Here is a 24,442-nt window from a genome sequence, read left to right as displayed (position 1 = left end):
AAATAATGGCGAGTTAAGCTGAAGCCTCAGAATATCTCTGAGGCTTATTTATATGCGTTAATTATTTTTAAGGCAATTTCGTTATTCGGTACGGATTGAATAAAACCATCTTCTGAGCGTATTCCACTTGAGATATAGGTGTCTGAAAGAAGGGTTTCCCCACCAAACTGTACAGAAAGATGTTTACCTATATTGTTGAGTAACAAAGCATTTAGTTTACCTGAACAAGATGGTGTTTCTTTAAGCTTTAACCAAATTTGTTGAGTATCCGATTGTGAATTGTATTGTTGAAGTTCTAATATACACTCATTATTTAAAACCACGTGAGCATCTTCTACGGTATAAGTTAGTTTGTTTTTCTCCTTTTTATTAATACAGCCGCTGGTAACTAAGCTTATTAACAAAAGAACAAGTATTTTTAAGTTGCCCATGGTTATTTTTTCCATTCTTTATTCAGAATATGAAATATGACTATAGCCAATGAGGTAGCTCAAGGATAGTCATTTATACGATAATCAGAGTAAATTAATAGTATATATCGATTAACATACAGATATGGGTATCTTGCTTTTTTTCATTGAATAAAATATCTTTTAATCAATTTATTGAGAATAATCTACTAGTAAAATGCAGAACAGCAATTAAATTAACTATGTTTTATCAATAAGACTAAACATTGCATACTATCTATCTGTAAGTGAGCGTGCCGAATGGCAATGGATAAAATTAAAGAGTTATTTGTTAATAATAGAGAATGGGCTACGTCAATAAAAGAACAAGACCCAAGTTTCTTCAAAGCATTATCAAAAGATCAACAACCCAAATTCTTATGGATTGGTTGTTCTGACAGTCGCGTACCTTCGGAAAAATTAATTAAAGTTGGACCGGGGGATCTTTTTGTGCATCGCAACGTTGCGAATTTGGTGATCCACACAGATTTAAACTGTTTATCTGCTATTCAATATGCTATTGATGTTCTTAAAGTTGAGCACATCATTGTTTGTGGACATTACGGTTGTGGGGGTATTGAAGCCGCGATAGAAAACGACGCTCTAGGTTTAATTGATAATTGGTTGCTACACATTCGTGATATTTGGTTTAAACATAGCCGTATGCTTGGTGAGCTTAAGCCGACAGAACGGATAAACCGCTTATGTGAATTAAATGTCGTCGAACAGGTATATAATTTAGGGCACTCCACTGTACTTCAATCTGCTTGGAAACGAGGGCAAGATATCATGGTGCATGGTTGGATTTATGGTATTTCGGACGGTTTTTTAATTGATCTTGATATAACAGCAGACAGCTGTGCGAAACTCGAACTTTGTTACCGTGAGGCTATCGCTGCATTAACAACAAAGACACCATTTACAACAGGTTGTTCAGCGAAATAATAAAACGGAAGGCTAATTTTATTATTATGATTAATTGGCCTTCTTTAAGTGACTAACTTGGGCAATTGGTCGTATTTTCTTATAGTTATCTATAAGTGATTAATAGCTTTATTCTATAAACGTTTCATTATGATAGCGTTCTGCTTATCATAAAGATATTTTATTTGGTATTTTAGTTTCACTATATTTTAATATGTTCTGGGTATTTATTATTTTTTTAGATTAAAGTGAGCAGTGCGCGGGTTATTGGGAATAGAAAATCAACGCGCTCAATGTTATTGGGCAACTCAGTCACCTCAACATGTGTTTAGGACCTTTCTAGCATGTATAAACATGTCGAAAAATGAACCATGCGGCTTTTGCCGCATCGCTTTTCACAGGCAAACAACATTTGTCTTATCGCTCCCCTTGTGTATCGACCAATAAACGCTGGTTAATGTATTCGATGGTTTCTTCTATTGTCATGATTTTATTCACTACATTAGTGATCCCTTGCCCAATAATGACTTCTGCTTGGCGTAAATTAAATAACTTGCCACTTGGAATGGAAGATTCACGGATCCCACGGTTAATTTCTTGGTAAGCCAGCGGCATCCAAGGGTAACGATGGCATATTTCTTGGTTATGACTGAAATCTTGATGATTACTGTTTCCACCCAATAAAATAAGGTGATCCATTACGATAGGGGAATAGAGCCAACGATAAAATTGCTCTGCATAGTGTGATTTTTGGCTATAACGGGAGACGCCAAGTGCCCCGCCACCTAGTTGAGGGAGCCCCCCTGGAACAGGTGCATAACCAATTTTAGGGAAGATATCACTGTGGGCGACATCATTAAACAAGTTCATATAAGCGATCAACATAGCCAACTCTCCCTTCTCAAATTGCCTAATTGACTCGCTCCACCATTTTTCATGGATATTTTCAGTGACTGAAACTTGATATAGATAATCACTTAATACCTTACCTGCCAAAGGCATTTCTAATCGAGGGATATCATCTACCCCGATTAAACGACCACCTTCGGCGTAGTAGCGCAATAAATATTCACTTGCGATCAACCCTGCACTTCCCAATGTTGTTGATGCACCAATAGGACGAGAAAAATGCCCTTTTTCATGATGCTCTGTAAAAAATTGGGTGACTTGGTCATATTCAATAAAATTAGTCGGTACGGTTAATTCATTGCCTGTTTTTTCGTAATACATTCGTTTTAGAATGGGGTCTTCAAAAAGGTCTTTTCGATAAAATAGCAACTGTGCACTCGCATCAAACGGCATGGCATAAGCAATGTCTCCCACTAAACTAAACTTTTGTTGGGTGGGGAGCGAAAAGCTACTTAATAAATCGGTCAGACCGCTCCCAACTTTATCTAGAGGTTGTAATATACGCTCTGCAAACCAAGGAAAGCACGCCATATCAATACGCAATAAATCATAATAAGGATGCAAATGAAGTTGCCCTAATATTTGGTAAACTTCATCATAGGGGTGTATTGCTAAATTAACTTTTATACCTGTTTGCCGATAAAAATGCGGCAAAAGCTTTTTGAGCGCATTTGTTGAAGGGCTTGGTAAAATAAGGAGATTCAAGCTTGGTTTATCGTTATGGGCGGTATTGAGCGCAGGCGTGGCGGTATAAAGGTTGCCACTTTGGTTACGAACATAAACGGTGTTTGTAGAGACGATCTCATTTTTCTGCACTTCCTCTTTCATTAACTCATCGACAACCTCTAACCCTAGCTGTGCATAGTTCATCGGAAAACAGTGTAATCCTTTTAATATTGGAGGGATATTACCACTTAAGGCGAAAATAGCGGGGCAATCATTGTGACTACCAAAAAAGCTGGCTTGAGTTAAAAAGGTTGCTTTTTCAATATCTTCAGCCACGAACAAATCGGGTATTTGATCTAAGGTGAAAAAATCAAATGCGGCTTTGTACGACTCGTCATTAGAAGCGCGGATCACAATGTATTTTTTATTTGGCGCACGTTGTTTAAGACTACGTTGTAACTCACTAACAAACGTTGAACGTTCTAACTCACCATGTTCATCACTAAAGATACCAACCAGTTGGCTACGACTTGTCGCAATTTGCTGACAAATAGCGTCAGCGGCTTGAGAAAAATCTAACGTAAAAAAATGATGGGCATTGGCTGGCTGGCGATAAATAAACACTATTTGAGACGCTGGCAATTTTAACGTGTCAAAATAGAGGGTTGCGTCTTGCAAACAACTTACTGCAACAACCTGTTTATAGCCACCCGCAGCGATCTTTTGTAATGCATCTAGTTCTGTTGTTTCGAGATCATCCGTCAAAAACAGATCATAGGTTATCTCAGGGTACAAAGAGATTGATTGCCTAAATGCATTAAAAAATATTGCGTATTTATCAGAGACTAACTGCGGTAATAGTATCGCAATTTTATGGCTCTTATTCGTTCTCAATAATTGGGCTTGTGTATTGAGCTGATAGCCCATCTGCTTTGCTGCTTTATAGACGGCTTCAATTTTCTCTACACTCACATTTCCTCGTTTATTCAAAACGTTAGAAACCGTTCCGTGGGAGACGCCCGCCAATTTTGCAATATCTTTAATGGTTGCCATTTTCTTTTTCACCTTAGTTGCTTCTGTCCATAGCATACCTGAATTTTTTATCACGACTACTGATAATTAATTTGAACGTTCCAAATAAAAATTGCCAATAAAACAATCAGCTAATAGAAAGCCCATTTTTTTGCATAAAAACCAATTGGTAAAAAATACTGTTATTAATCAATATATTATATATTTGTGTTTGAATGAGATCACTGATTTGAATATCTATTATTGGCAAAATAAGTTGCTCACATTATTATTGGAACGTTCAAATAATCAATTTATTGATTAAATACCAGCACCAGGGATTTAGTAAAAGTAAATAAAACAATAAGATAAAGGTAATTGTCATGAAAATTCATTTTTTAGGAACTGCGGCTTCAGAGGGGATACCAAACCCTTTTTGCCGTTGTGAGCACTGCCAAAAAGCGAGGCAACTGGGTGGTAAAGATATCAGAACGCACTCATCTGCCCTTGTGGATGATCTTTTGCTGATCGACGTGTCTCCAACATTTAGCTATCAACTTATGCGTGATGGAATGGATGCGACCAATTTTGAAAGCTTGTTATTTACCCACACTCACCCCGACCATTTCAATGTGGGTGACCTGTTCAGTCGAATGGAAGGCTATGGTTTTGAAATTCACCATCCACTTCATATTTTTGGCAATGATCGTGCGATCAATGGTTGCCTTGAAGTGCTACCAGGATACAGTAAAGAGCGCTTCGCTTTTCACTGCCTAATTCCTTTTGTCACTGTTGAAAGAAATGGATATAAAATTACGCCATTACTTGCAAATCATGCCAAATGGGAACTTTGTTATGTCTATCATATTGAAAAAGACGGCAAAGCGATTTTCTATGGTCACGATTCAGGTTGGTTCCCCGAACTGACTTGGCAATGGCTTGAAAACAAACCACTGGATATTATCGTATTCGAATGCACCTACGGTCTAAATGGTCATAACCGTACTGATAACCATATGAGTTTAGAGACTGTTTTTGCAGCACAAGAACGACTTCAACAACAAGGTTGCTTGCACTCTGAAACTCAAATTGCTGTTTCTCATATCTCCCACAGTGGTAAATTACTGCATGATGAATTAGTGGCGGTTTGTGCTCCTTATAATATCCGTGTTGCCTATGACGGATTAACGTTAGAAACACATTAAGAGGGGCACAAAAATGGATATGAAAATAACTTCCCGCTTACTGATCATGATGTTTGTGCAATATTTTATGCAAGGTGCATGGAATATGACAATGGGGTTGGTATTAAGCACCTATGGTATGGCGAATATCATTGGTAATGCTTATGCGTTATTAGGTGTTGCGACCATTATTTCACCGTTATTTATTGGTATGGTTGCTGACCGCTTTTTTGCATCACAAAAAGTGATGGGGATCCTCCACTTAATTAATGCCTTAGTCATTTTATGTGTGCCTCAATTTATTGAAGCACAAAACAGTGGTATGACCCTGTTTCTGATCTTTATAATTGGTTTGCTTTTTTACCCAACGACTGCACTGTCAAATAGTATTAGCTTCTCCCATATTAATGGTGTGAAATATTTCCCTATTATTCGTGTATTCGGTACGTTTGGTTTTATGGCTATTGGGTTTATTTTAGGGGAAATGGGCTTCTCAGGTAGTACGATGACGTGGTATATCGCATCAGCGGTTGCTATATTATTAGGTTTTTACTGTTTTACATTGCCAAATACGCCACCAAAAGCTAAAGGCAAACCTTTTTCTGTGCGCGATATTTTATGCTTAGATGCACTGTCATTATTTAAAGACCGTTATTTTGCTATTTTAATGCTTAGCATCTTTGTATTAATGATCCCAAAAACAGCTTATTCCGCTTATATCCCTGTGTTTATCAAAACGCTAGGGTTCGATAATGCGGCTTCTATTATGCAAATTGGTATTGCCTGTGAAGTTCTGTTTATGTTCTTCCTGTCATTCTTCTTAATGAAGTTTGGGTTTAAAGTCACTTTATTGCTAGGTGCTATTAGTTGGATTATTCGTTCAACATTATTTGCCTATGCCGCAGTTGATACGAGTTTATATTTTATTGTTTTTGGCCTGATGCTTCAGGGATTATGTTGGGACTTTTTCTTTACTGCTGGCGATATTTATGTCGACCGTAAAGCAAAACCAGAGATCCGCGCACAAGCTCAAGGATTACGCTTTATTGTTTCCAATGGCTTTGGTTTATTATTTGCCTCAACTATCTGCGGACAAATATTTAACTCAACGGTCACCGAAAAAGGCAGTGGATCCTTACCACAGTGGGAAACGTTCTGGCATTACCCAGCCATCGTTGCTGCTGTCGTTACTGTATTCTTTATCTTCTTCTTTAAAGATGATATTTCTCAAAAGAAAAATAGCCAAGATAAAAAAGCTCCGGAGGGCGCTGTAGTACCGTAATTTAAAATATACAGAGGTAAGCCATGGATGTTTTTATGCAGTTTGTCGACACTATTGGCCCTTTGTCACTGTCAAGTATTGCTAAATTACTCGCCGCCTTTATTTTAGGCGGCTTTATTGGCTTGGAGCGTGAATCAAAGGGAAAACCTGTCGGCTTTAAAACCTGTGTCATTATTGCTGTTGCCAGTTGTTTATTAACGATTGTTTCCATTCAATCTGCTGAATATTACGCAAATATATCGGATAATATTCGTAGTGACCCAATGAGATTAGCTGCACAGATTATTAGTGGTGTCGGTTTTTTAGGTGCAGGTGTTATTTTACACCGCCGTGATGATGCTATTTCAGGATTAACAACCGCAGCCATTGTTTGGGCTTCAGCAGGGGTGGGAATTGCTTGTGGTTCGGGCTTTTACTGGCATGCCTTTATTGTCACTATTCTTTTTTTCTTGGCAATTCAACTGAGTCCGCAAGTGGCGTTATTTCAGATGAAAAATCAAAAATTAGGTAAGATTAAAGTTCGAATGTTGTTTACCCATGAGGATGGCGTTCCCTTACTTATTGAGTATTTAAAACAACATAAAGACATTATTGAAAACTTGACGATACGAGACATTAAAAAAGAGCGAGTTGAAGTGAATTTAAAACTCGTGGTACGGCAAAGGACTACATTACCTGAGTTTTATTGCTCTTTAAAACAGTTATCTTATGTTCATTCTGTTTCTTTAGATCACTAATATTCAATTATTATCTTACATAAAATTTATTGCATATCAGTTTCCCCCCAATAATTGAATAATCAATTGCTGGGGGGATGTTTAAAACAGTGCTAGCTTTAACTTAGTTTTTCTTCACAAATTCAGATTTTAGCTTCATTTGTCCAAAGCCATCAATTTTACAATCGATATTGTGGTCACCTTCGACTAAGCGAATGCCTTTTACACGTGTACCGATTTTTAACATCGATGAGCTACCTTTGACTTTCAGATCTTTAATCACAGTAACGGTATCCCCATCAGCTAAAAGATTACCGTTGGCATCTTTAACAATCAGCTCATCAATATCAGCCACGGGTTCTGCGTCATTCCATTCGTGCGCACATTCAGGGCAGATATACATATCGTTATCAGTATAGGTGTATTCAGACTGACATTTCGGGCAAGGAGGGAATTGCATATTCATACTCTCAGTAACATTATCAAAATAATAAAACGTGGTGATGTTTATACGTACAGGCACCACAAAAGAGAGATAGTATAAGCTTAAAGGGGTATTAAATTGCTTTTTCGGAATAATCCGAGTTTTTCGGATGAAAACGATTAAAAAGGCGAAATATTTTCGCCTAATTGAGAGGGTAAATAACCGGTTAGCTTTGGCAGCAAACTTCACAGTGAGGATCTTTGCTCAATTTAAATTGGCGAAAATCCATTGTCATCGCATCAAACAGTAATACTTTGCCTGAATTCACCTTGCCATAGTTCGCTAGCAGTTTAATGGTTTCCATGGCCTCTAACGTGCCGATGGTGCCGACAAGGGGGGACATCACTCCAGCTTCGACACAGGTCAAGCTATTTTCACCAAATAAACGACTCAAACAGTGATAGCAAGGGGCATCATCTTCATAAGTGAAAACGCTAAGCTGCCCTTCCATACGAATTGCCGCACCCGAGACCAAGGGTTTTTTCTGCGCTAAACACAACCGGTTAAGTTGCTCACGAATTGCGACATTGTCAGTACAGTCTAAAATCACATCATGGCGAGTGATTAACCCATTGAGTTGTGCATCATCAAGCTGTGCATTAACCGTGTCAATATGAACATGGGGGTTAATAGCACAAAGTTGAGATTTGGCAGATTCCACTTTCGGTTGGCCAATTGTCGCGTCGCGGTGCAAAATCTGTCGTTGTAAGTTAGAAAGCGATACTGTATCAAAATCAACTAACGTTAAATGGCCAACACCTGCCGCTGCAAGGTATTGGGTTGCCACACATCCCAACCCACCTAAGCCAATGACCAGCACCTTACCAGCTTTGAGTTTTTCTTGCCCATCAAAATCAAAGCCGCGAAGAATGATTTGGCGGTTATACCGCAGCATTTCGTTATCGCTAAGTTCTTGCACAGTAATTATTCGCTTTTTAATAAGTAGTTAAACATTTCGACTTCAACGATTTCACCTGCGTCTACACGACCCCGTTCTCTTTCCAGTACAATGAAACAGTTCGCTAAACTAAATGAACTAAACACATGTGAGCCTTGATGACCGGTGGTGGCAACCTGAAGTTGCCCTTGCTCATCGGTGCTTAAAATACCCCGTTGGAAATCCAAACGACCTGGCGTTTTCTTTAGCGGCGTGATCACGGGGACTTTAAAGCGTAACGGTGCACGCCATTGGCTATGACCGGCAAGGCGCGCGATTAATGGCTGAACCAGTTGATAAAAAGTGAGTGCGGCAGAAACAGGATTGCCGGGTAATCCACAGAACCAAGAATGGCTGAGTTTTCCGAAAGCAAAAGGTTTTCCCGGTTTGATAGCAAGTTTCCAAAAACCAATGGTGCCTAACTCATCAAGAATTTGTTTGGTGTAGTCAGCCTCACCGACAGAGACACCACCACTGCTGATGACTAAATCCGCCTGTTGATCGGCTTCAATGAAGGTTTGTTTTAGCTTTTCAGGGGAATCAGGGATCACCCCTAAATCCAGTACTTCACAATTAAGTTTTTCTAACATCAAACGGACGGTAAAACGGTTGGTGTCATAGATTTGCCCTTCTGCGAGTGGCTGACCTACTGCTTGTAACTCATCACCTGTAGAGAAAATAGCCACTTTGAGGCGGCGGTACACGGTGACATCTGAAATGCCTAATGAAGCAATTAACGGAAGTTGAGATGTGGTGAGTAAGGTTCCAGCAGGGAACACAGTACTGCCTTGGGCGATATCTTCACCAGCTTTACGGATATTACTGCCTTTTTTAATTGGCTGGGTGAATAGGATGCCATTATCTGTCTGCTCGGTTGATTCTTGCATCACAACGGTATCAACACCCTGAGGAATGGGGGCACCAGTCATAATACGCACACAACACCCCGATTTGAGTTCACCTTCCATCGGATTACCTGCGAATGATTTACCGACGACAGGCATTGGCGTTTTTCCGTCCCAATCTGTAAAACGTAAACCATATCCATCCATTGCCGAATTATCAAATGGAGGGACATTGATAGGAGAAATAAGGTCAGTGGCAATAATGCGCTGCGCTGATAAAGTCAGAGGAATAGTTTCTGTTCCTGTCACAGTTTGGGTTTGAGCAAGGAGTTTTTCCAATGCAACGTCTAAAGAAATCAAATCGTTAGTTTGACACTGATCCATAAATAATGATCCTCATTATTGTGATACGCCTTGAGGCTTAAAATGTGTTCGTCATGCACATTATGGCAGAAATCATGAGTTGGGTGAATGAATAGAAATTGATTACAGATAGCTTTTAGGCAGATATTACGCAGATGAAGAACAAATAAATACACAAAACGACAAAGTTGTTTTTGTTGGGCTAATGTTAAATAGTAAGAAAGTAAACTATGCTATGCGCAATGTTTCTAGTGCTGAACTTTGATGGTCAATTTTCATTCGAATCACCGCCATTTTAAGCAAGGGGAGAGGTTTGCCGCCGAGTGAACTCGGTAAGAGTCCCTATAACCCAACGAATGTACATGGTGTTAATAAAGTCGATGTTACCCCCATTAAGTCGCAGTGTTATCGCTTTTTATATTGTTTTTACAGGCTTTCTATCATTAATCGTGGTGATGTGAGAGGGGGATTGCGGGGAGAGCGTCGTGGCAACAAACATCATTGTTAAAAAATATTTAGCTAATCATATTTTATAAATGATGGTAGTTTTCAACAGTGAGTTTACCATAGTGAATAACGTTGTTGATGCGAATGCAAATATTTCATCCCCGTTGTTGCAGTTGTACTGGATTATCTGCACCTGCTGTTTTAGAGTACGGCGCACACCTGCATTTTTATAAAAATAGTTACACCATTTGTGGAGGATCACATGTCATCTCTCAGTAAAGAGGCCGAATTAGTTCACGCTGCGTTGGAAGCCAGAGGGCTAGAAACCCCTTTGCGTATCCAAGCAAAATCAGGCGAAGAGCGTAAGCAACTGATTGAAGGGCACATGACAGAGATCATGAAACTGCTCAACCTTGACTTAACGGACGATAGCTTGGCGGACACACCTCGACGTATCGCAAAAATGTACGTTGATGAAATCTTTTCAGGGTTGGATTACGCCAATTTTCCTAAAATCACATTAATTGAAAATAAAATGAAAGTGGATGAAATGGTGACGGTTCGTGACATCACGTTAACCAGTACATGCGAGCACCACTTTGTCACTATCGATGGTAAAGCGACAGTGGCATATATTCCGAAAGATAAAGTGATTGGGCTATCGAAAATCAACCGAATTGTGCAGTTTTTCTCCCAACGACCGCAAGTTCAGGAGCGTTTGACGCAGCAAATTTTAGTCGCATTGCAAACATTGTTAGGAACGACTAACGTTGCTGTTTCTATTGATGCTGTACATTATTGTGTGAAAGCGCGGGGTATTCGTGATGCAACCAGCGCAACCACCACCACATCGTTAGGTGGGTTATTTAAGTCGAGTCAAAATACGCGACAAGAATTTTTACGTGCCGTTCGCCATCTGTAATTTATGACAACTAGCCTATCATCAGGTCGCATTAAGCAACTTGATACCGTTCGTGGCATAGCAATTCTGGGTATTTTTTTGTTGAATATCTTTGGTTTTGCTTTGCCATTGGCGGCCTATTTAAATCCCTATTACACTCCCAGTACATCCTCTTCAGAAGCCTTTATTTGGATTATTTTCAACTTGTTTTTCCAAGGAAAAGTCCTCGCCATTTTCGCTATTTTATTTGGTGCAACATTAGCATTATTACAGCCAAGAACCTTACGCTGGAATCATCGACGCTTGTTTGTTTTAGCCTTCTTTGGAGCGATTCATGGCATTGTTTTTTGGGATGGTGATATTTTACTGGCATATGCATTAACGGGGCTGGTAGCGACGTATCTATTGGCACAATATGACGATGGCGCGTTATTGAAAATAGCGGTATCTATTTATTTGATTGGTTTGGTCATTTTGTTTGTTTTAGGTTGGGGAGTCGATCCCCAAAATTTTTGGCAGACGTCTGATGAGCAAATATTTTTCGAATATAGCGCGAAAACCATAGGGGGGATTGAGGGGGTGATTTATCGCATGAAAGAAATTCAAGCGATGCTGCAAATGTTATTTATTCAGTACGGTTGGCAGCTCACTGCCTTGATGCTCATTGGTGCACTATTAATACGAAATGGTTGGTTGTGTGGCCAATTTAGCCCGATGCATTATCGCCGAATGGCGGTTGTTTTCATTGTTCCTTCACTGTTAATTCAAGTGGTTGCGTTATATGTGCAGAGCCTGTTTGCTTGGAGTTACTTTTCTACCTCAATCATTGGCTACATCATTAATGAGTTAGTTATTCCTTTTCAATCACTGGGTTATATTGCCTTGGTATACGGTTTTTGGGGCAATATTCAACATGCAGCGGCTAGTTTATGGCTACAAAATATTGGTCGAATGGCATTGAGTAATTACATTTTACAAACGCTGATTTGCACCACGATTTTTTATCACTTTGGGTATTTTGCACAATTTACCCGTTTTGAGTTATTGGCTTTTATTCCGCTGGTTTGGTTAGCAAATTTTCTGTTTTCGTATTATTGGTTACGTTTTTTCAACCAAGGCCCACTTGAATGGGCGTGGCGAAAACTGACAGAAAAACTAAATCAAACGATTGGGTGAAAAAGCCTATTTGTTAGTTTAATTTGCTCACTTCATCAGGGGATACCGCAGGGTAGCCTTTAATGCCATCTGGCATTTTTATTGGGGCAGGAATGGATTCTGGCTCCCCTAAAAACTTCGGTTCACGTTTTAAAACATAGACATCAGCGAGAGCACCTAGCCGTGCAAACGCTTCGCGGACGCGGACTTTGAACATCCCAGCAGGTGCAGGGACCGCATAACACTGCGCATTAATGCCTTTATGCTTGGCAATAAACACCGCCCGTTCACAATGGAAACGCTGGGTGATAATCGTGAAATTATCGGTATCAAACACTTTTTTGGTGCGTACTACAGAGTCTAAAGTACGAAACCCAGCAAAATCCATCACAATTTTAGAAGCAGGCACACCCGCTTTGATTAAGTCTTTGCGCATATTAATCGGCTCATTGTAATTATGAGCGCCGTTGTCACCACTGAGTAGCAAATATTTTACTTTACCACTGAGATACGCCTCAGCTGCGCCTTTAATGCGATTGGTATAATAGAGATTTGTGGCACCAGACGTATAGTACTTAGATGTGCCAAGCACCATACCAACATCACGGGCAGGGAGTTGCGCTACATCTTCATAGATATAGGGTGCTGTATCCCAGCTAATCCAGCGATCAAGCAGAATAATGGTCGTTACTGCTATCCCTGCAAGTATCAGAAGACCAATAATCAGACGTTTCCTCATGTCCTAGCCTTGAAAATAAAAATCATAATATGAAAGTATTAGCCCAGTAGACCCGCTTCTAGGGTCTGTTTATCTTTGATGGTCAATTTTTATTCGAATTAAAGCCATTTTAGGCAAGGCGAGAGGTTCTCTACCTAGCGAACTTGGCAACAGCCTCTCAACGTAGCAGCCTCTCAACGTAGCATCAAATGAGAGCAACGCGCTTTAATCGAACTCATGGACAGCGTTTAGTGACAATAGTTGATTCAAATCGTCGCCAGTCAGTACGACGGACACATTTATCCATTTTTTGGATTGTTTTTTGACCTTTTTATCGCTGTAAAAATCAGCAGCAAAGATAAACAGCCTCTAGGCTACTTGACTTAAATTAGTGACGCAAGTCGCTCAACGTAAAGTCATGTCAATGTTGAGGGGGGATTTAAAGTTGACTGCTATTAAGCCTGATAATTGATTTAAAATTAATCAGATATTAGATGAAAAATTGGAGTGTGAAGAGGGGACAAAAAGTGAGTTGCCTCACAGAGCGTCATTTTTTATCGCAATTGGCTATTTATTTTGAAATTTTAATTCTATATTTTGTTTGATTGATGAAATTTCATTTCTTTTTCGGTGAAAGCCATCAGCCCATAAAATAAAGATGAGAATTGGATACGTGAGGGAAATATGAAACTAACCACATTATTTGCAGCTAGCGCAATGCTTATCACTGCGAGTGTTGCGGCAAAAGAGTACCAGATTAAACATACTGACCAATTAAAATCATTAAATGATGCAAAAAATGAAGCGGTTTGGCAGCAAGCTGAAGTGCTAACTGATTTTATTTATCCGTGGGAAAAAGAAACGCCACCAAAAACAGATTTCCGCGCACTTTGGAGTGATGAAGCACTTTATTTTCGTTTTATTGCCGATGACAAAGACGTTCAGCTAGGTGATAACGTTGATAAAGACCAAGCCGTGTTAGATTCTGATCGTGTAGAGTTGTTTTTCGCCACCAGTCCCGAACTTAAGCCTTACTATACCGCAGAAATGGATGGGAAAGGGCGTACCTTCGATGCAAAAGCCAATTATTATCGTGAAGTTGATCCAAGCTGGAACTGGGAAACCCTGCAAACAGTTGGTGAAATGACCCCAAATGGTTATGTAGTAACAGGGAAAATCGATCTGGATGAATTCACGCGTTTAAACCTGTGGCAAGACAAAGACCAGCAGACACTCATGTGCGCTATTTTACGTGGTGAATTTAGTGCGGGCGAAGAAAAGCAAGTCCGTAAATGGATCAGTTGGGTTAAGCCTGATTCTGTGAAACCAGATTTCCATATCCCATCAGCTTTTGGTACCTGCAAATTCGTTAAGTAACTCGCTAGCCGGTCTTTAATGGCCGGCAACCACCTGATTTTCTTTGAATGAACTGTGAGAACGATCATGTTCGCTGATGAAATGATTCATTTATCACGAATTGGTTTGAAATTTAAATTCATATGTAGTAATTTTTAATGAAATATAATTTCAATAAAAGGGCGATTTAATGTCTCTAACGGAAAATACACTGAATGACTGTCTACAAAATGAGTTCAACCATGAAACATTACAGTTTTCACGGCTGGAGACATTGTCGATGGTCACCGCGATTAACCAAGCAGATGCAACAGTTGCTGGGGCTATTCAACAGGTTTTACCGAGTATTGCTGTGGCGGTTGATGCCATCGCACAGTGTATGAAACAAGGTGGACGGCTATTTTATATTGGTGCAGGTACCTCCGGTCGTTTGGCGGTGCTCGATAGTGCCGAGTGTCCACCTACGTTTGGTACATCCCCTGAATTGGTCCAATCCATTATTGCTGGTGGTCAAGATGCCATGCTAAAAGCGGTTGAAAATATTGAAGACTCATTAGAAGCCGCCGTTAATGAATTGAAAAATCGCCAGTTGTGCTCCAAAGATGTGGTTGTCGGGATCGCGGCAAGTGGGCGAACGCCGTTTACGCTTGCTGGCATTGAGTATGCCAATGAAATCGGAGCGTTAACCGTCGCGATCACTACGCGCGGTCATGGGCTGATTAGTGATGCGGCGAAATTGGCCATTGCCCCTGACGTTGGGCCTGAAGTGTTATCGGGCTCGACACGAATGAAAAGTGGTACGGCACAGAAAATGATTTTGGGGATGCTAAGTACTTGTGTAATGGCACGTCTAGGTCGCATTCACACTAATTTAATGATTGATGTTGTCGCTAGTAATTATAAGTTATTGCGCCGAGCAGAACGTATTGTCAGTGAGGTTTGCGGTATTGAAATTGACGCCGCAGCACAATTATTAGCGCAAGTGGAATACCATCCACGGCGTGCCATTTTGATGTATGAGTTACAAATTAATGCACAGCAAGCAACGGAGCTGGTTCTACAACATCCAAATACCACATTGGATAGCTTGTTAGCGACTTGCCGTTAATCTAGGGTAAACAATGTGGGTGAGTTAACGCAATAGCGTCGCCAACATTAGGGGAATGATATGGCTAATAAAATAGAGCATCTGGAAGTACTCGCCAGAGAAATAGAAAAATATGCAGGCGGCTTTGAGAACGTGGCAACATTAACTCATTGTATGACCCGTATCCGTTTAGTATTAAAAGATAATGAAAAATTTGATGCCGAAGCTTTAAAGCAAATTGATGGGGTGAAAGGCGTTATTTTTAATGGTGAACAACAGCAAGTGATTGTCGGTATGGGAACCGCTGCAAAAGTATTTTCCGTCATGAATAAGCGGATGCAAGGCAGTGGAACAACAAGGAACGAAAATTCAGCGCCTGTGGAAAAAAAAGGTTTCTCAATTCGTCGTACCCTTAATACGTTAGCCGCAATTTTTGTACCAACCATTCCTGCGCTCATTGGCTGTGGTCTGATTATGGGGCTGATTAATATCGTCCGTTTAGTTGCACCTGGTGTGGTTGAGCAGTTCCCAGAGCTCTTCAAATTATTGAAGCTCATTGGTAGTGCCGTGTTTGCTTACCTTTCTATTATGATTGGGGTTAATACGGCAAAAGAGTTAGGCGCATCCACATCGATTGGTGCGGTCATGGCAGGCTTGTTGTCAATGCCAGGGTTAGCTGATATCACCTTATTTGGTGCAAAATTAGTGCCAAATAGCGGCGGGATTTTTGCGGTCTTGATGGTGGTAGTGTTCTCCTCCAAATTTGAAGTGTGGTTTAGAAGTATCATTAAAGAGAGCTTAGACCTGATTGTGACGCCATTTGTGACCATTTTAGTGTCAGCGATGGTCGCGATTGTTGTATTCCAACCTGCGGGACATTATTTAAATCAAATTTTGGCCCAAGGAGTCTCTGTTGCGTTATTAAATAGTGGTGGTGGTGCGGTAGCAACGGGGGGGATCTTAGGGGGGAGTTTCTTGTTCTTATTGTTAACAGGGTTACACCAAGGCTTAATTCCAATCCACGCAGAAATCTTACAAACCTTTGGTTTAAATTATTTATTTCCTATCTTAGCCATGGGCGGTATGGGGCAGGTGGGTTCCTGTTTCTGGGTATTCTTAAAAACCAAAAATCCGCGCTTGAAAAAAACCTTAGTCGGTGCGTTACCAGTGGGGATCTTTGGTGTAGGTGAGCCGTTGTTATTCGGTGTGTCATTGCCACTGGGTAAACCTTTCATTGCGGGTTGTATTGGTGGTGCAGCCGGTGGGGCATTAATGGCATTTTTCCATGTGGGGATCATCATCCCATTTGGCACTGCTGGGCTATCGTTGCTCCCATTGGTGGGTGATGGCCAAATCCTTGATTTTCTTATTGCCGTTGCAGGTGCATGGATTGTCGGATTCATTGCCAGTATGATAATAGGCTTCACCGATCCTGAAAAATAATGAAATAAGGAACAGCCATGTCGACACTGACGGTAAAACTGGAAAGCTTACAGACAAGAGGTAAAGGCACAGAACAGCGGATCGCGAAATTCTTACTTGATAATCGCGAAAGCTTAATTGCCATGAATGCGGCTGAACTCGCACAAGCAGCTGGTGTTAGTAGCGCGTCTGTTATTCGCTTTTCACGCCAAATGGGTTACCGTGGCTATCCTGAATTTAAGGTGGATTATCTCTCTGATGAGAAGCAACATAAAGCAGAAAGCCTGTATGGTAATTTGAGTCGTAGTGATGACACTGCACAGATTATTGCCAAAACAGGACAAATGTTTATTTCGGCAATTGAAAAATCCCTTGAACTATTAGAGCCATCAATGGTTGATGAGGTGGCTAAGCGTATGGTCAATGCCAAGCGTATTGTATTATTTGGTATTGGCTCTTCAGCGATAGTAGCCAGTGATATTTTCCACAAACTGATCCGAGTAAATAAACACACCTTATTTAGCTATGATCTGCATGTGCAGCTCAGTTACTCTGCGAATTTAGGGGCTGATGATTTTGCGATTGCAGTCACTGCCCGCGGAAATACGCAAGAAATCAATAGTATGATCCGTGCTGCAAAAGAAGCAGGTTGTTCTACAGTCGCCTTATGCCGTTTTGGGCAGGATGACGCGACAAAATTGGCAGATTTCACTTTACCGTATTTTTATGATGAACAGCACACGCAACTTGGGGTTATTACCCCGCAAGTTCTGCAGATGGTGACGTTCGATACGCTTTTTTTTAAATATCTCACACTCGCAGGTAGTGACGCCGATGCAGCACTGCAAAAAGGGCGGCGAGCCCTGATACAAGGCAAAAATTAATGATTTTAACGGAGTTAGCCATCGGCGCGGTGATCGGGCTGATTATTAGCACTACGGGTGTTGGCGGCGGGGTGATCGTCTTACCGATACTCACTTACTTTTTTGGTTTAAATGCGTTAGCTGCGGTGGCAACGGCAAACTTTTTGTCGATGTTGATGAAAATTTCCTCTTCGTATATGCACTTTCGTCTCGGGAATATTCCATTCAAAGGGGCAATGATTGTATTGGCAATTATGTTACCCAGTACGTTTTTAGCTAGCTTATTGGTCACTTGGCTGGGGGGACTTGCGGGATACGAAAAACAAGTCGAATGGGGGATCAACCTGCTCGTTGCAGCAGCAATTATTTTCTCTCTTTATTTATTTGTTCAGCGAATGTTTTTTGCTGTACCTATAAAAAAAAGAATGGTTCAACCGACCCAATTGAAATCTATGGCGCTTCCCGCAGTGTTAGCGGGGGTAGTTCTAGGCGCTACAGGGGTTGGCGGTGGTGTGGTTGTCTTGCCAATGTTGCTGCGCTATATGCAATTGAATATTAAGCAGGCGATAGGGACATCGATTTTTGTTACAACGGTATTATCAGGATCATCGGCGCTGGCTTATGCACAGGATGGTTATACCGATTTAAAACTAGCACTTATCTTATGTGCTGGGGCATTAATTGTGATGCCCGTAGCGAAGTATTTACTGGTCCATCTGTCAGAGCGTACATTCCAATATATCACTCTGCTACTGATCACCTGTAGTGCCGTTATGATGACACTGAATTTATTTTCATTTTAAACTGATAGCCCTATATTAACGGTATTAATCATAGGGCTATCTCGCTCTCGCTAATCTAAATCCCATTTTTTTAAGTGGTTTAGCTCTTTTTCCATCTCTTGGTAAATAAAAACACGTTCATCGTTAAGATCTTCATCTTGTGAGGACGAATATTGATGCAAGGCGAATATAAGTAATACTGCTGCAATCAATGAAATTAATATACTAGAAAGGTGTTTAGCCAAAGGTGTAGATTGCGGTGCGATCACAAAGGCACCACTAATTAGCGCGCCTAAAATAGCACCACCGATATGTGCCGCATTATCAATACCAGATTGCAATCCATTGACTAAAGTTAAGGCAATCATCCCAATAATATTGTACAGCGGGCGTTTTAATTGGCTTTTTTCTGTAATGGATAAACTGGGATTATTGATGGCTTTTAAGAGATAAATAACCGATGCCGCTGCAAGCCCCATAATAGCACCTGAAGCACCAATGCTTACGGTAATATAAACTGTATTATCAGGGAGATATAAACTATTCCATGAACTGATTGATGCGCGGTTGGCGGCTTCTCGAATACTTTCATTGTATTGCCAATAAGCGCTAAAGAATGCCGCACCAATACCAGAGAAAAGGTAGATCGCGAGGTACCTAAATTTACCGTAAGTTCGTTCACACTCGATGCCAATGACAAATAATGCCAAGGTGTTTAGGGCAAGGTGAAAGCCCCCTGAATGTAACACCATACTCATCGGATAACGCCACCAATCTCCCGTTAAGGAAAGTTGATAAACATTGGCACCAAATATTAATAAGTTATTCTCTTGGGAATCAAGGGGGGCGGCGTAGATTAACTGGTAAAAATACACGGTAATATTGATGGCAATTATGAATAGGGTAAGTGCCATAGCCCAAATCGAAAATTTTGTCTTATGGGAAGTTTGTGTCTCTAAAGGGTTAGCCATTTCAATATCCTATCTCTGCGTTATATTGATATATTAAATAAGCTAAGCAGTTACCGCAATTTACAGTTGTCCGAACTTGTTTTTTCGTTTTTCGGATTAACGAATTAATAAAAAAGGCGCAATCTTATGCGCCTTCAGACTGCTGACAAACATAACATGTTTGGCGGCAGGTTGGATAGGTTTTGAAAATAAACAAGGAAAATCAATATATTGATTTTCGCCTGATAACACAAAGTGGGAAAAACCACGCTTTTATCCCACTTTGTCAACAACCTCAAGGCGCAATCTTATGCGCCTTTTACTATTAAAACAATCAATTAGAATGAAGTGCGTTTATAGCTACGGTATTCCGGTTTCCAAAAATTACGTTCAATCGCCTCATCTAATGCGCTGTCAGATGTGACCGTTGCCACACCTTGAATTTGCGCTTCTTTAGCGACTTGTTTTGCAATAATACGAGACACTTCTTGGATATCAGACAGCAGTGGCAATAAAGCACCTTCGCCGTTTTTCGCCAATGGTGAACAACTTGCTAATGCACGACTCGCGGCCATTAACATGCCATCAGTGACACGTTTGGCACCTGATGCGATAACCCCTAAACCAATACCTGGGAAAATATAGGAGTTGTTGCACTGGGCAATAGGGAAAACTTGCTCCTTGTAAGTTACAGGACTAAATGGGCTTCCCGTTGCTACCAACGCTTTTCCGTCAGTCCAATTGATGATGTCTTCTGGGCGAGCTTCAACGCGTGAGGTTGGGTTGGACAATGGCATCACAATCGGACGTTCACAATGCTTGTGCATCTCTTTGATGATCTCTTCCGTGAATAAGCCCGCTTGACCTGATACACCAATCAAAATGGTTGGCTTGGCATTGCGAACCACATCCAGCAGAGAAATTGAGTCGCTGTCTACATCCCAGCTAGCTAAATTGGCGCTGTTTTGCGTTAATTTTGCTTGGAAATCGAGCAAATTAGGCAATTTATCCGTTAATAAACCAAAGCGGTCAACCATATAAATACGTGCACGCGCTTCTTCATCGCTTAACCCTTCGGATTTCATCTGGGCAATGATTTGCTCAGCAATACCACAACCTGCGGAGCCTGCACCTAAGAAAGTCACACGTTGGTCACTCAGTTTACTGCCCGCTGCATTGCTGGCGGCAATTAAGCTACCTAAAGCCACGGATGCAGTGCCTTGAATGTCATCATTAAAGCAGCACAGCTCATCACGATAGCGGGTTAATAACGGCATCGCATTTTTTTGTGCGAAGTCTTCGAATTGCAGTAAAACATTTGGCCAGCGACGTTTAACCGCTTGCACAAACTCATCGATAAATTCGTTGTATTCGTCGCCTGTGATACGTGGATGACGCCATCCCATATACAGTGGGTCGTTTAGGCGTTGTGGGTTATTGGTCCCCACATCAATAACAATTGGTAACGTATAAGCAGGGCTGATACCACCACATGCGGTGTACAGCGATAACTTACCAATTGGAATGCCCATTCCGCCAATACCTTGGTCACCAAGACCTAAAATACGCTCACCATCGGTTACAACGATAACTTTTACGTTTTGTTTCGTGGCGTTTTGTAGCATATCGTCAATGTGTTCACGGTTTGGATAAGAAATAAATAAACCGCGGGCACGACGATAGATATCAGAGAAATGTTCGCACGCTTCACCCACCGTTGGGGTGTAGATGATTGGCATCACTTCGGTTAAGTGGGCATCAATCAAGCGATAGAATAAAGTCTCGTTGGTATCTTGAATATTTCTTAAGTAAATGTGCTTATCTATGTCACTTTTGAAATCTATTAATTGGCGATAAGCACGCTCAACTTGCTCTTCGATAGTTTCAACTTGTTCAGGTAACAGTCCATGCAGATTAAAGTTAGCACGCTCTTCTTCAGTGAAGGCGCTTCCTTTATTCAATAAAGGGAATTCAAGTAAAATTGGGCCAGCGTAGGGTATATAGAGAGGGCGTTTGGTTTCGTACTCATGTTCCATGAAATATCACTCTTCGAACGATTAATCAACAAAGTCAGGGTAGATCCTAAGCTAAACAGAAAATATGTACAGTAAATAATGATGCAAAATCGTTAAAATTTCTGTAGACATAATAAAGAATTTAGTTAAGGAATGAAACTAAAGCATCGTTTGACGTTGCAATTACGACGGGGAGATCACGGTTAGTCACACTATGGTTTTAATCAACTTTTTAGATTTAAAGGCGAAAATGACGTGTTTTATTATTTTCAAAATTTTTTAATTTATGTTTATCTTTCGTCATATAAATGAGTTTTTAACTAAATGCCAGTAAAACTATATTTTAAAGTATCATATATTGCTGCATGTTTTTATTTTTCATAAGTTATTAAGGCTGTTTTGTCTTAAATTACCCTTAATAAGGAGTATTGTATGATTGGTTTAATTTTAAAATATAAAAAATTATCATTATTAACCTTTGTTTTATTTTTGAGTTTTTTTAATTATTCGAAAGCTAATTATAATTTGGCACGAACAATCAGCGAGGTCGACCATTATCTTTATGAGAACAAATATGGCTCATCCATTTTTGGTCGCATTGTGGCAGATTACTTTTATTTGGTCATGAAAGAAAAAGGTAAGCCTATCAATAAAAAGTTAATGGATAAACTGCACTATGACCATGCGTTAGAGACGCTCACCGTATTAAACAAAAAGATAATAAAGCAAAGCTTAGGGAAAAGCGTGTCTCATGATATGACATATAAAGAAGCAGATGAGTTACATTATCTGGTTATGTTACGTAATAAAATACCAGAAGAGGCTTGGGTTTTAGGTGTTGTGTTTTCGGTATTAGACGAAAAAGAAAAAGAGCATTATTGGCAAAAAATCATGGCGGCATCTGGAGATAGAGACCATGAGTTATCGGTACTATACAGTTTGATGAAAGTGATGTTAGAAAAGGAAAAAAAAGCCACTAATAAACAAAAAGTCATTATTAATAAATGGTATGAACGGATGAATAAAGTGTTGTCTACGGCTAAATAATAACATCTAATAAATGTGATTCTAATAGTTGAAAATTATATAAATTATAAGGTAAAAAGATGTTATGAAATTATATTTTAGCTTAATTTTGCCGTTGTTATTATTCTCTTGTATTGCGAATGGGGAAAACCGACCTGGATTTGTGTGTGGAAAGTTTAATGGCAATATTGTTGAAGTACCGCAGGAATATGTTGATTTTATTGCTGAATATGAAGGGTATGGTTATTTTGATCCGAGGTTTATTAAAAATAAAAAGGGGTGTGAGGCTAATTTTCGGGTATTGCCATTGAGAATGAGTTGGCCTGAAATGAAACCTGTTGATTATGATGAAGTTACAACAAAGAAAAAAACGATAAGAGTCTCTATTGAACCATTAAATGACAAGATAAAGGGGTATCTAGAGCATAAACGCTATATATATCTTGACTGGGGGGAGGAGAAAATAAAAGGAGATATTGTATATGATGAAAAACTAGGGTTGTATTTTAGTGAGGTTAAATTAAAAAAACTAACTAAATATAGTGATCCTGAAAATGATAAGTTTGGATATTATTGGAGGATAGATAACGATGAAATAACAGACTTTTTTAGATGTATTTGGGTGATTCCTAAGAAAAAATATAGTAGATGTAATGGTTTTTTTTTAGTTCCTGAATATAAAATAAAAATAGAGGTTAAGCTCAATGTAGAAGAATTAATTATTTGGAATGAAATGAAAAATAGGATAAGGAATTTTATCGAACAACATATGAAAAAATAGGATAAGGAATTTTATCGAACAACATATGAAAAAATAGGAATAATATATGGATAGAGAAAGTAAAAGACAAGGAAATATGAAGTTAAATAGAAAGGATATATCTATGGCTTCTAGAATATTGAATATGACCAATAACCCAGAGATAATGTATACATATTTAGAAGTCAAAGGAGATCGTTATGCAGCATTAGCAAATAGTGTGGTAAAAGAGGACTCATTTTCAGGTGCTTTTGCATTAAACTATTTAGAAGAAGTAATGGAAGAAAATGGACTAGAATTTAATATTAATACTCTTAATAAAATAAGGATGGATATGGCTTATGGTTATATAGAAACACTCAAAAGTCGATTTAAAGATGGCGAAACAGAAATAAACGGAGATATAAATCATGAAGAAGCAATGGTATTTCATGAAGATGTTTTTAACAGATATGGACTGCCAGCGGAAACCTGGACTTTGCAACCTTTTTTCGATGTGCTTCCAGATAAAGAAACGCGAGAGTTTTATTGGGAAAAATCGCTAGATGCGGTAGGAAATACAGAAAAAGAAGCTGAATTAAGTTTGGGGATCTTAAATACGATGGTTGAGAGTATGTATGATGCACCTGCTAGTAAGCAGCCTCAAATACACCGTTGGCTACGAAGGGTTGCAGATATAGACAATGTCTATGACAGTGGAATCATTAGCTTAAAAAATACCTATGATTTTTTTGACTCACCTAAAGTGTATGCGGATATAGACTACATTAAAGGGTTAACATATGAAACCGGTAACCCACTAATCGATAGGGGAACTAACAGGTTCTCATTCTGGGATTTTCCATCTGGCGATAATAGCCGATTTTCTGTACAAACTGATTGGCGAGGGCAAACTGAATTTGAACATAAAAATCCTCTTTCAGAGTATTATCTTGAAAAACCAGATTATATATTGCCTGAAACGGGACTATTTGATTCGCCATCGATTAATTATAAGCCTGATGTGGAACAGTACGATTGTATGATTGATAATCTAAGAGATAGTATGTCATCAATGGATAATTCAATGAGTTCATTTGATGATAGATATTCAATGCCTTCAATGCCGAGTGTACCGGAGTTTAGTTATAGTGGTTATTCTTCTGGGGCATCTTTTAGTTTTAACTAAAATTGATAATAATAAAAGATAA

Annotated in this window: 22 protein-coding genes; 14 read left to right on the top strand and 8 right to left on the bottom strand. The window is 39.6% G+C overall.

Translation table 11 applies throughout. The annotated features are described in order from the left end of the window. Nucleotides 1–44 precede the first annotated feature (44 nt). Entirely contained in the window at nucleotides 45–446 is a 402-nt protein-coding gene (locus tag AB6N04_RS10765; RefSeq protein ID WP_369308302.1) for a hypothetical protein, read from the bottom strand. 264 nt (nucleotides 447–710) lie between these two features. Between AB6N04_RS10765 and can the strand changes: the two genes are divergently transcribed. Continuing rightward, nucleotides 711–1,394, top strand: coding sequence for a carbonate dehydratase (gene can, locus AB6N04_RS10760; protein ID WP_369308301.1), 684 nt, complete (start codon nucleotides 711–713; stop codon nucleotides 1,392–1,394). Between the two features lie 396 nt (nucleotides 1,395–1,790). On the opposite strand, the gene AB6N04_RS10755 is transcribed toward can, so the two are convergent. Continuing rightward, the gene (locus AB6N04_RS10755; RefSeq protein WP_369308300.1) at nucleotides 1,791–4,001 is read right to left on the bottom strand and encodes an extracellular solute-binding protein; all 2,211 of its coding nucleotides are present in this window, start codon (nucleotides 3,999–4,001) and stop codon (nucleotides 1,791–1,793) included. Nucleotides 4,002–4,342: 341 nt separating this feature from the next. Here AB6N04_RS10755 and AB6N04_RS10750 point away from each other — a divergent pair, with 341 nt between their 5' ends. The 3 genes from AB6N04_RS10750 to AB6N04_RS10740 are packed head-to-tail and all read left to right on the top strand — an operon-like array spanning nucleotide 4,343 to nucleotide 7,162. Further along, a complete protein-coding gene (locus tag AB6N04_RS10750; RefSeq protein WP_369308299.1) occupies nucleotides 4,343–5,164 on the top strand; it encodes an MBL fold metallo-hydrolase in 822 nt (273 codons plus the stop codon). A 13-nt stretch (nucleotides 5,165–5,177) separates the two neighbouring features. Next, nucleotides 5,178–6,425, top strand: coding sequence for an MFS transporter (locus AB6N04_RS10745; protein WP_369308298.1), 1,248 nt, complete (start codon nucleotides 5,178–5,180; stop codon nucleotides 6,423–6,425). A 23-nt stretch (nucleotides 6,426–6,448) separates the two neighbouring features. Next, nucleotides 6,449–7,162 carry an MgtC/SapB family protein gene (locus tag AB6N04_RS10740; protein ID WP_369308296.1) on the top strand — a complete coding sequence of 238 codons (714 nt, stop codon included), beginning with the start codon at nucleotides 6,449–6,451 and terminating at the stop codon, nucleotides 7,160–7,162. Between the two features lie 103 nt (nucleotides 7,163–7,265). Here the strand turns inward: AB6N04_RS10740 and AB6N04_RS10735 are convergent, their stop codons facing one another. From AB6N04_RS10735 to moeA, 3 genes are all read right to left on the bottom strand, one after another. Then, nucleotides 7,266–7,601 (bottom strand): zinc ribbon domain-containing protein YjdM, encoded by a 336-nt coding sequence (locus AB6N04_RS10735; RefSeq protein WP_369308295.1) that lies wholly within the window; start codon nucleotides 7,599–7,601, stop codon nucleotides 7,266–7,268. A 190-nt stretch (nucleotides 7,602–7,791) separates the two neighbouring features. Next, complete coding sequence (gene moeB, locus AB6N04_RS10730) at nucleotides 7,792–8,520, bottom strand: molybdopterin-synthase adenylyltransferase MoeB (protein ID WP_369312065.1); 729 nt, start codon at nucleotides 8,518–8,520, stop codon at nucleotides 7,792–7,794. A gap of 29 nt (nucleotides 8,521–8,549) precedes the next feature. Further along, nucleotides 8,550–9,791: a molybdopterin molybdotransferase MoeA gene (gene moeA / locus AB6N04_RS10725; RefSeq protein ID WP_369308294.1), complete on the bottom strand. Its 1,242-nt coding sequence runs from the start codon at nucleotides 9,789–9,791 to the stop codon at nucleotides 8,550–8,552. A gap of 688 nt (nucleotides 9,792–10,479) precedes the next feature. Here moeA and folE point away from each other — a divergent pair. Further along, nucleotides 10,480–11,139 carry a GTP cyclohydrolase I FolE gene (folE, locus tag AB6N04_RS10720; protein ID WP_369308293.1) on the top strand — a complete coding sequence of 220 codons (660 nt, stop codon included), beginning with the start codon at nucleotides 10,480–10,482 and terminating at the stop codon, nucleotides 11,137–11,139. Between the two features lie 3 nt (nucleotides 11,140–11,142). Next, nucleotides 11,143–12,294, top strand: a complete 1,152-nt coding sequence (gene yeiB / locus AB6N04_RS10715; RefSeq protein ID WP_369308292.1) for a DUF418 domain-containing protein YeiB — start codon at nucleotides 11,143–11,145, stop codon at nucleotides 12,292–12,294. A 13-nt stretch (nucleotides 12,295–12,307) separates the two neighbouring features. On the opposite strand, the gene sanA is transcribed toward yeiB, so the two are convergent. After that, on the bottom strand, nucleotides 12,308–13,012 hold the full coding sequence (gene sanA / locus AB6N04_RS10710; RefSeq protein WP_369308291.1) for an outer membrane permeability protein SanA: 705 nt from the start codon (nucleotides 13,010–13,012) through the stop codon (nucleotides 12,308–12,310). Between the two features lie 663 nt (nucleotides 13,013–13,675). Here sanA and AB6N04_RS10705 point away from each other — a divergent pair. From AB6N04_RS10705 to AB6N04_RS10685, 5 genes are all read left to right on the top strand, one after another. Beyond that, entirely contained in the window at nucleotides 13,676–14,368 is a 693-nt protein-coding gene (locus AB6N04_RS10705) for a carbohydrate-binding family 9-like protein (protein WP_369308290.1), read from the top strand. A 169-nt stretch (nucleotides 14,369–14,537) separates the two neighbouring features. Then, complete coding sequence (murQ, locus tag AB6N04_RS10700; protein WP_369308289.1) at nucleotides 14,538–15,455, top strand: N-acetylmuramic acid 6-phosphate etherase; 918 nt, start codon at nucleotides 14,538–14,540, stop codon at nucleotides 15,453–15,455. A 60-nt stretch (nucleotides 15,456–15,515) separates the two neighbouring features. Continuing rightward, complete coding sequence (locus tag AB6N04_RS10695; RefSeq protein ID WP_369308288.1) at nucleotides 15,516–16,877, top strand: PTS transporter subunit EIIC; 1,362 nt, start codon at nucleotides 15,516–15,518, stop codon at nucleotides 16,875–16,877. Nucleotides 16,878–16,894: 17 nt separating this feature from the next. Then, nucleotides 16,895–17,740 carry a MurR/RpiR family transcriptional regulator gene (locus AB6N04_RS10690; RefSeq protein WP_369308287.1) on the top strand — a complete coding sequence of 282 codons (846 nt, stop codon included), beginning with the start codon at nucleotides 16,895–16,897 and terminating at the stop codon, nucleotides 17,738–17,740. Then, a complete protein-coding gene (locus tag AB6N04_RS10685) occupies nucleotides 17,740–18,522 on the top strand; it encodes a sulfite exporter TauE/SafE family protein (protein ID WP_369308286.1) in 783 nt (260 codons plus the stop codon). The genes AB6N04_RS10690 and AB6N04_RS10685 overlap by 1 nt, the downstream gene beginning before the upstream one ends. Before the next feature lie 50 nt (nucleotides 18,523–18,572). On the opposite strand, the gene AB6N04_RS10680 is transcribed toward AB6N04_RS10685, so the two are convergent. Both AB6N04_RS10680 and AB6N04_RS10675 read right to left on the bottom strand, forming a co-directional pair. Next, entirely contained in the window at nucleotides 18,573–19,472 is a 900-nt protein-coding gene (locus tag AB6N04_RS10680) for a rhomboid family intramembrane serine protease (protein ID WP_369308285.1), read from the bottom strand. Between the two features lie 317 nt (nucleotides 19,473–19,789). Next, a complete protein-coding gene (locus AB6N04_RS10675) occupies nucleotides 19,790–21,487 on the bottom strand; it encodes an NAD-dependent malic enzyme (protein ID WP_369308284.1) in 1,698 nt (565 codons plus the stop codon). Between the two features lie 411 nt (nucleotides 21,488–21,898). Between AB6N04_RS10675 and AB6N04_RS10670 the strand changes: the two genes are divergently transcribed. The 3 genes from AB6N04_RS10670 (at nucleotide 21,899) to AB6N04_RS10660 (ending at nucleotide 24,420) form a co-directional block, all read left to right on the top strand. Beyond that, on the top strand, nucleotides 21,899–22,513 hold the full coding sequence (locus tag AB6N04_RS10670; RefSeq protein WP_369308283.1) for a hypothetical protein: 615 nt from the start codon (nucleotides 21,899–21,901) through the stop codon (nucleotides 22,511–22,513). Nucleotides 22,514–22,577: 64 nt separating this feature from the next. Next, nucleotides 22,578–23,273, top strand: a complete 696-nt coding sequence (locus tag AB6N04_RS10665) for a hypothetical protein (RefSeq protein ID WP_369308282.1) — start codon at nucleotides 22,578–22,580, stop codon at nucleotides 23,271–23,273. 46 nt (nucleotides 23,274–23,319) lie between these two features. Continuing rightward, a complete protein-coding gene (locus AB6N04_RS10660; protein WP_369308281.1) occupies nucleotides 23,320–24,420 on the top strand; it encodes a serine protease in 1,101 nt (366 codons plus the stop codon). The last annotated feature ends 22 nt before the right edge of the window (nucleotides 24,421–24,442 follow it).

It is taken from the genome of Providencia rettgeri (assembly GCF_041075285.1).
Classification (GTDB): Bacteria; Pseudomonadota; Gammaproteobacteria; order Enterobacterales; family Enterobacteriaceae; genus Providencia; species Providencia rettgeri_G.
The sequence above is the reverse complement of the archived record's forward strand: the minus strand, read 5'-3'. Positions and strand labels throughout refer to the sequence as shown.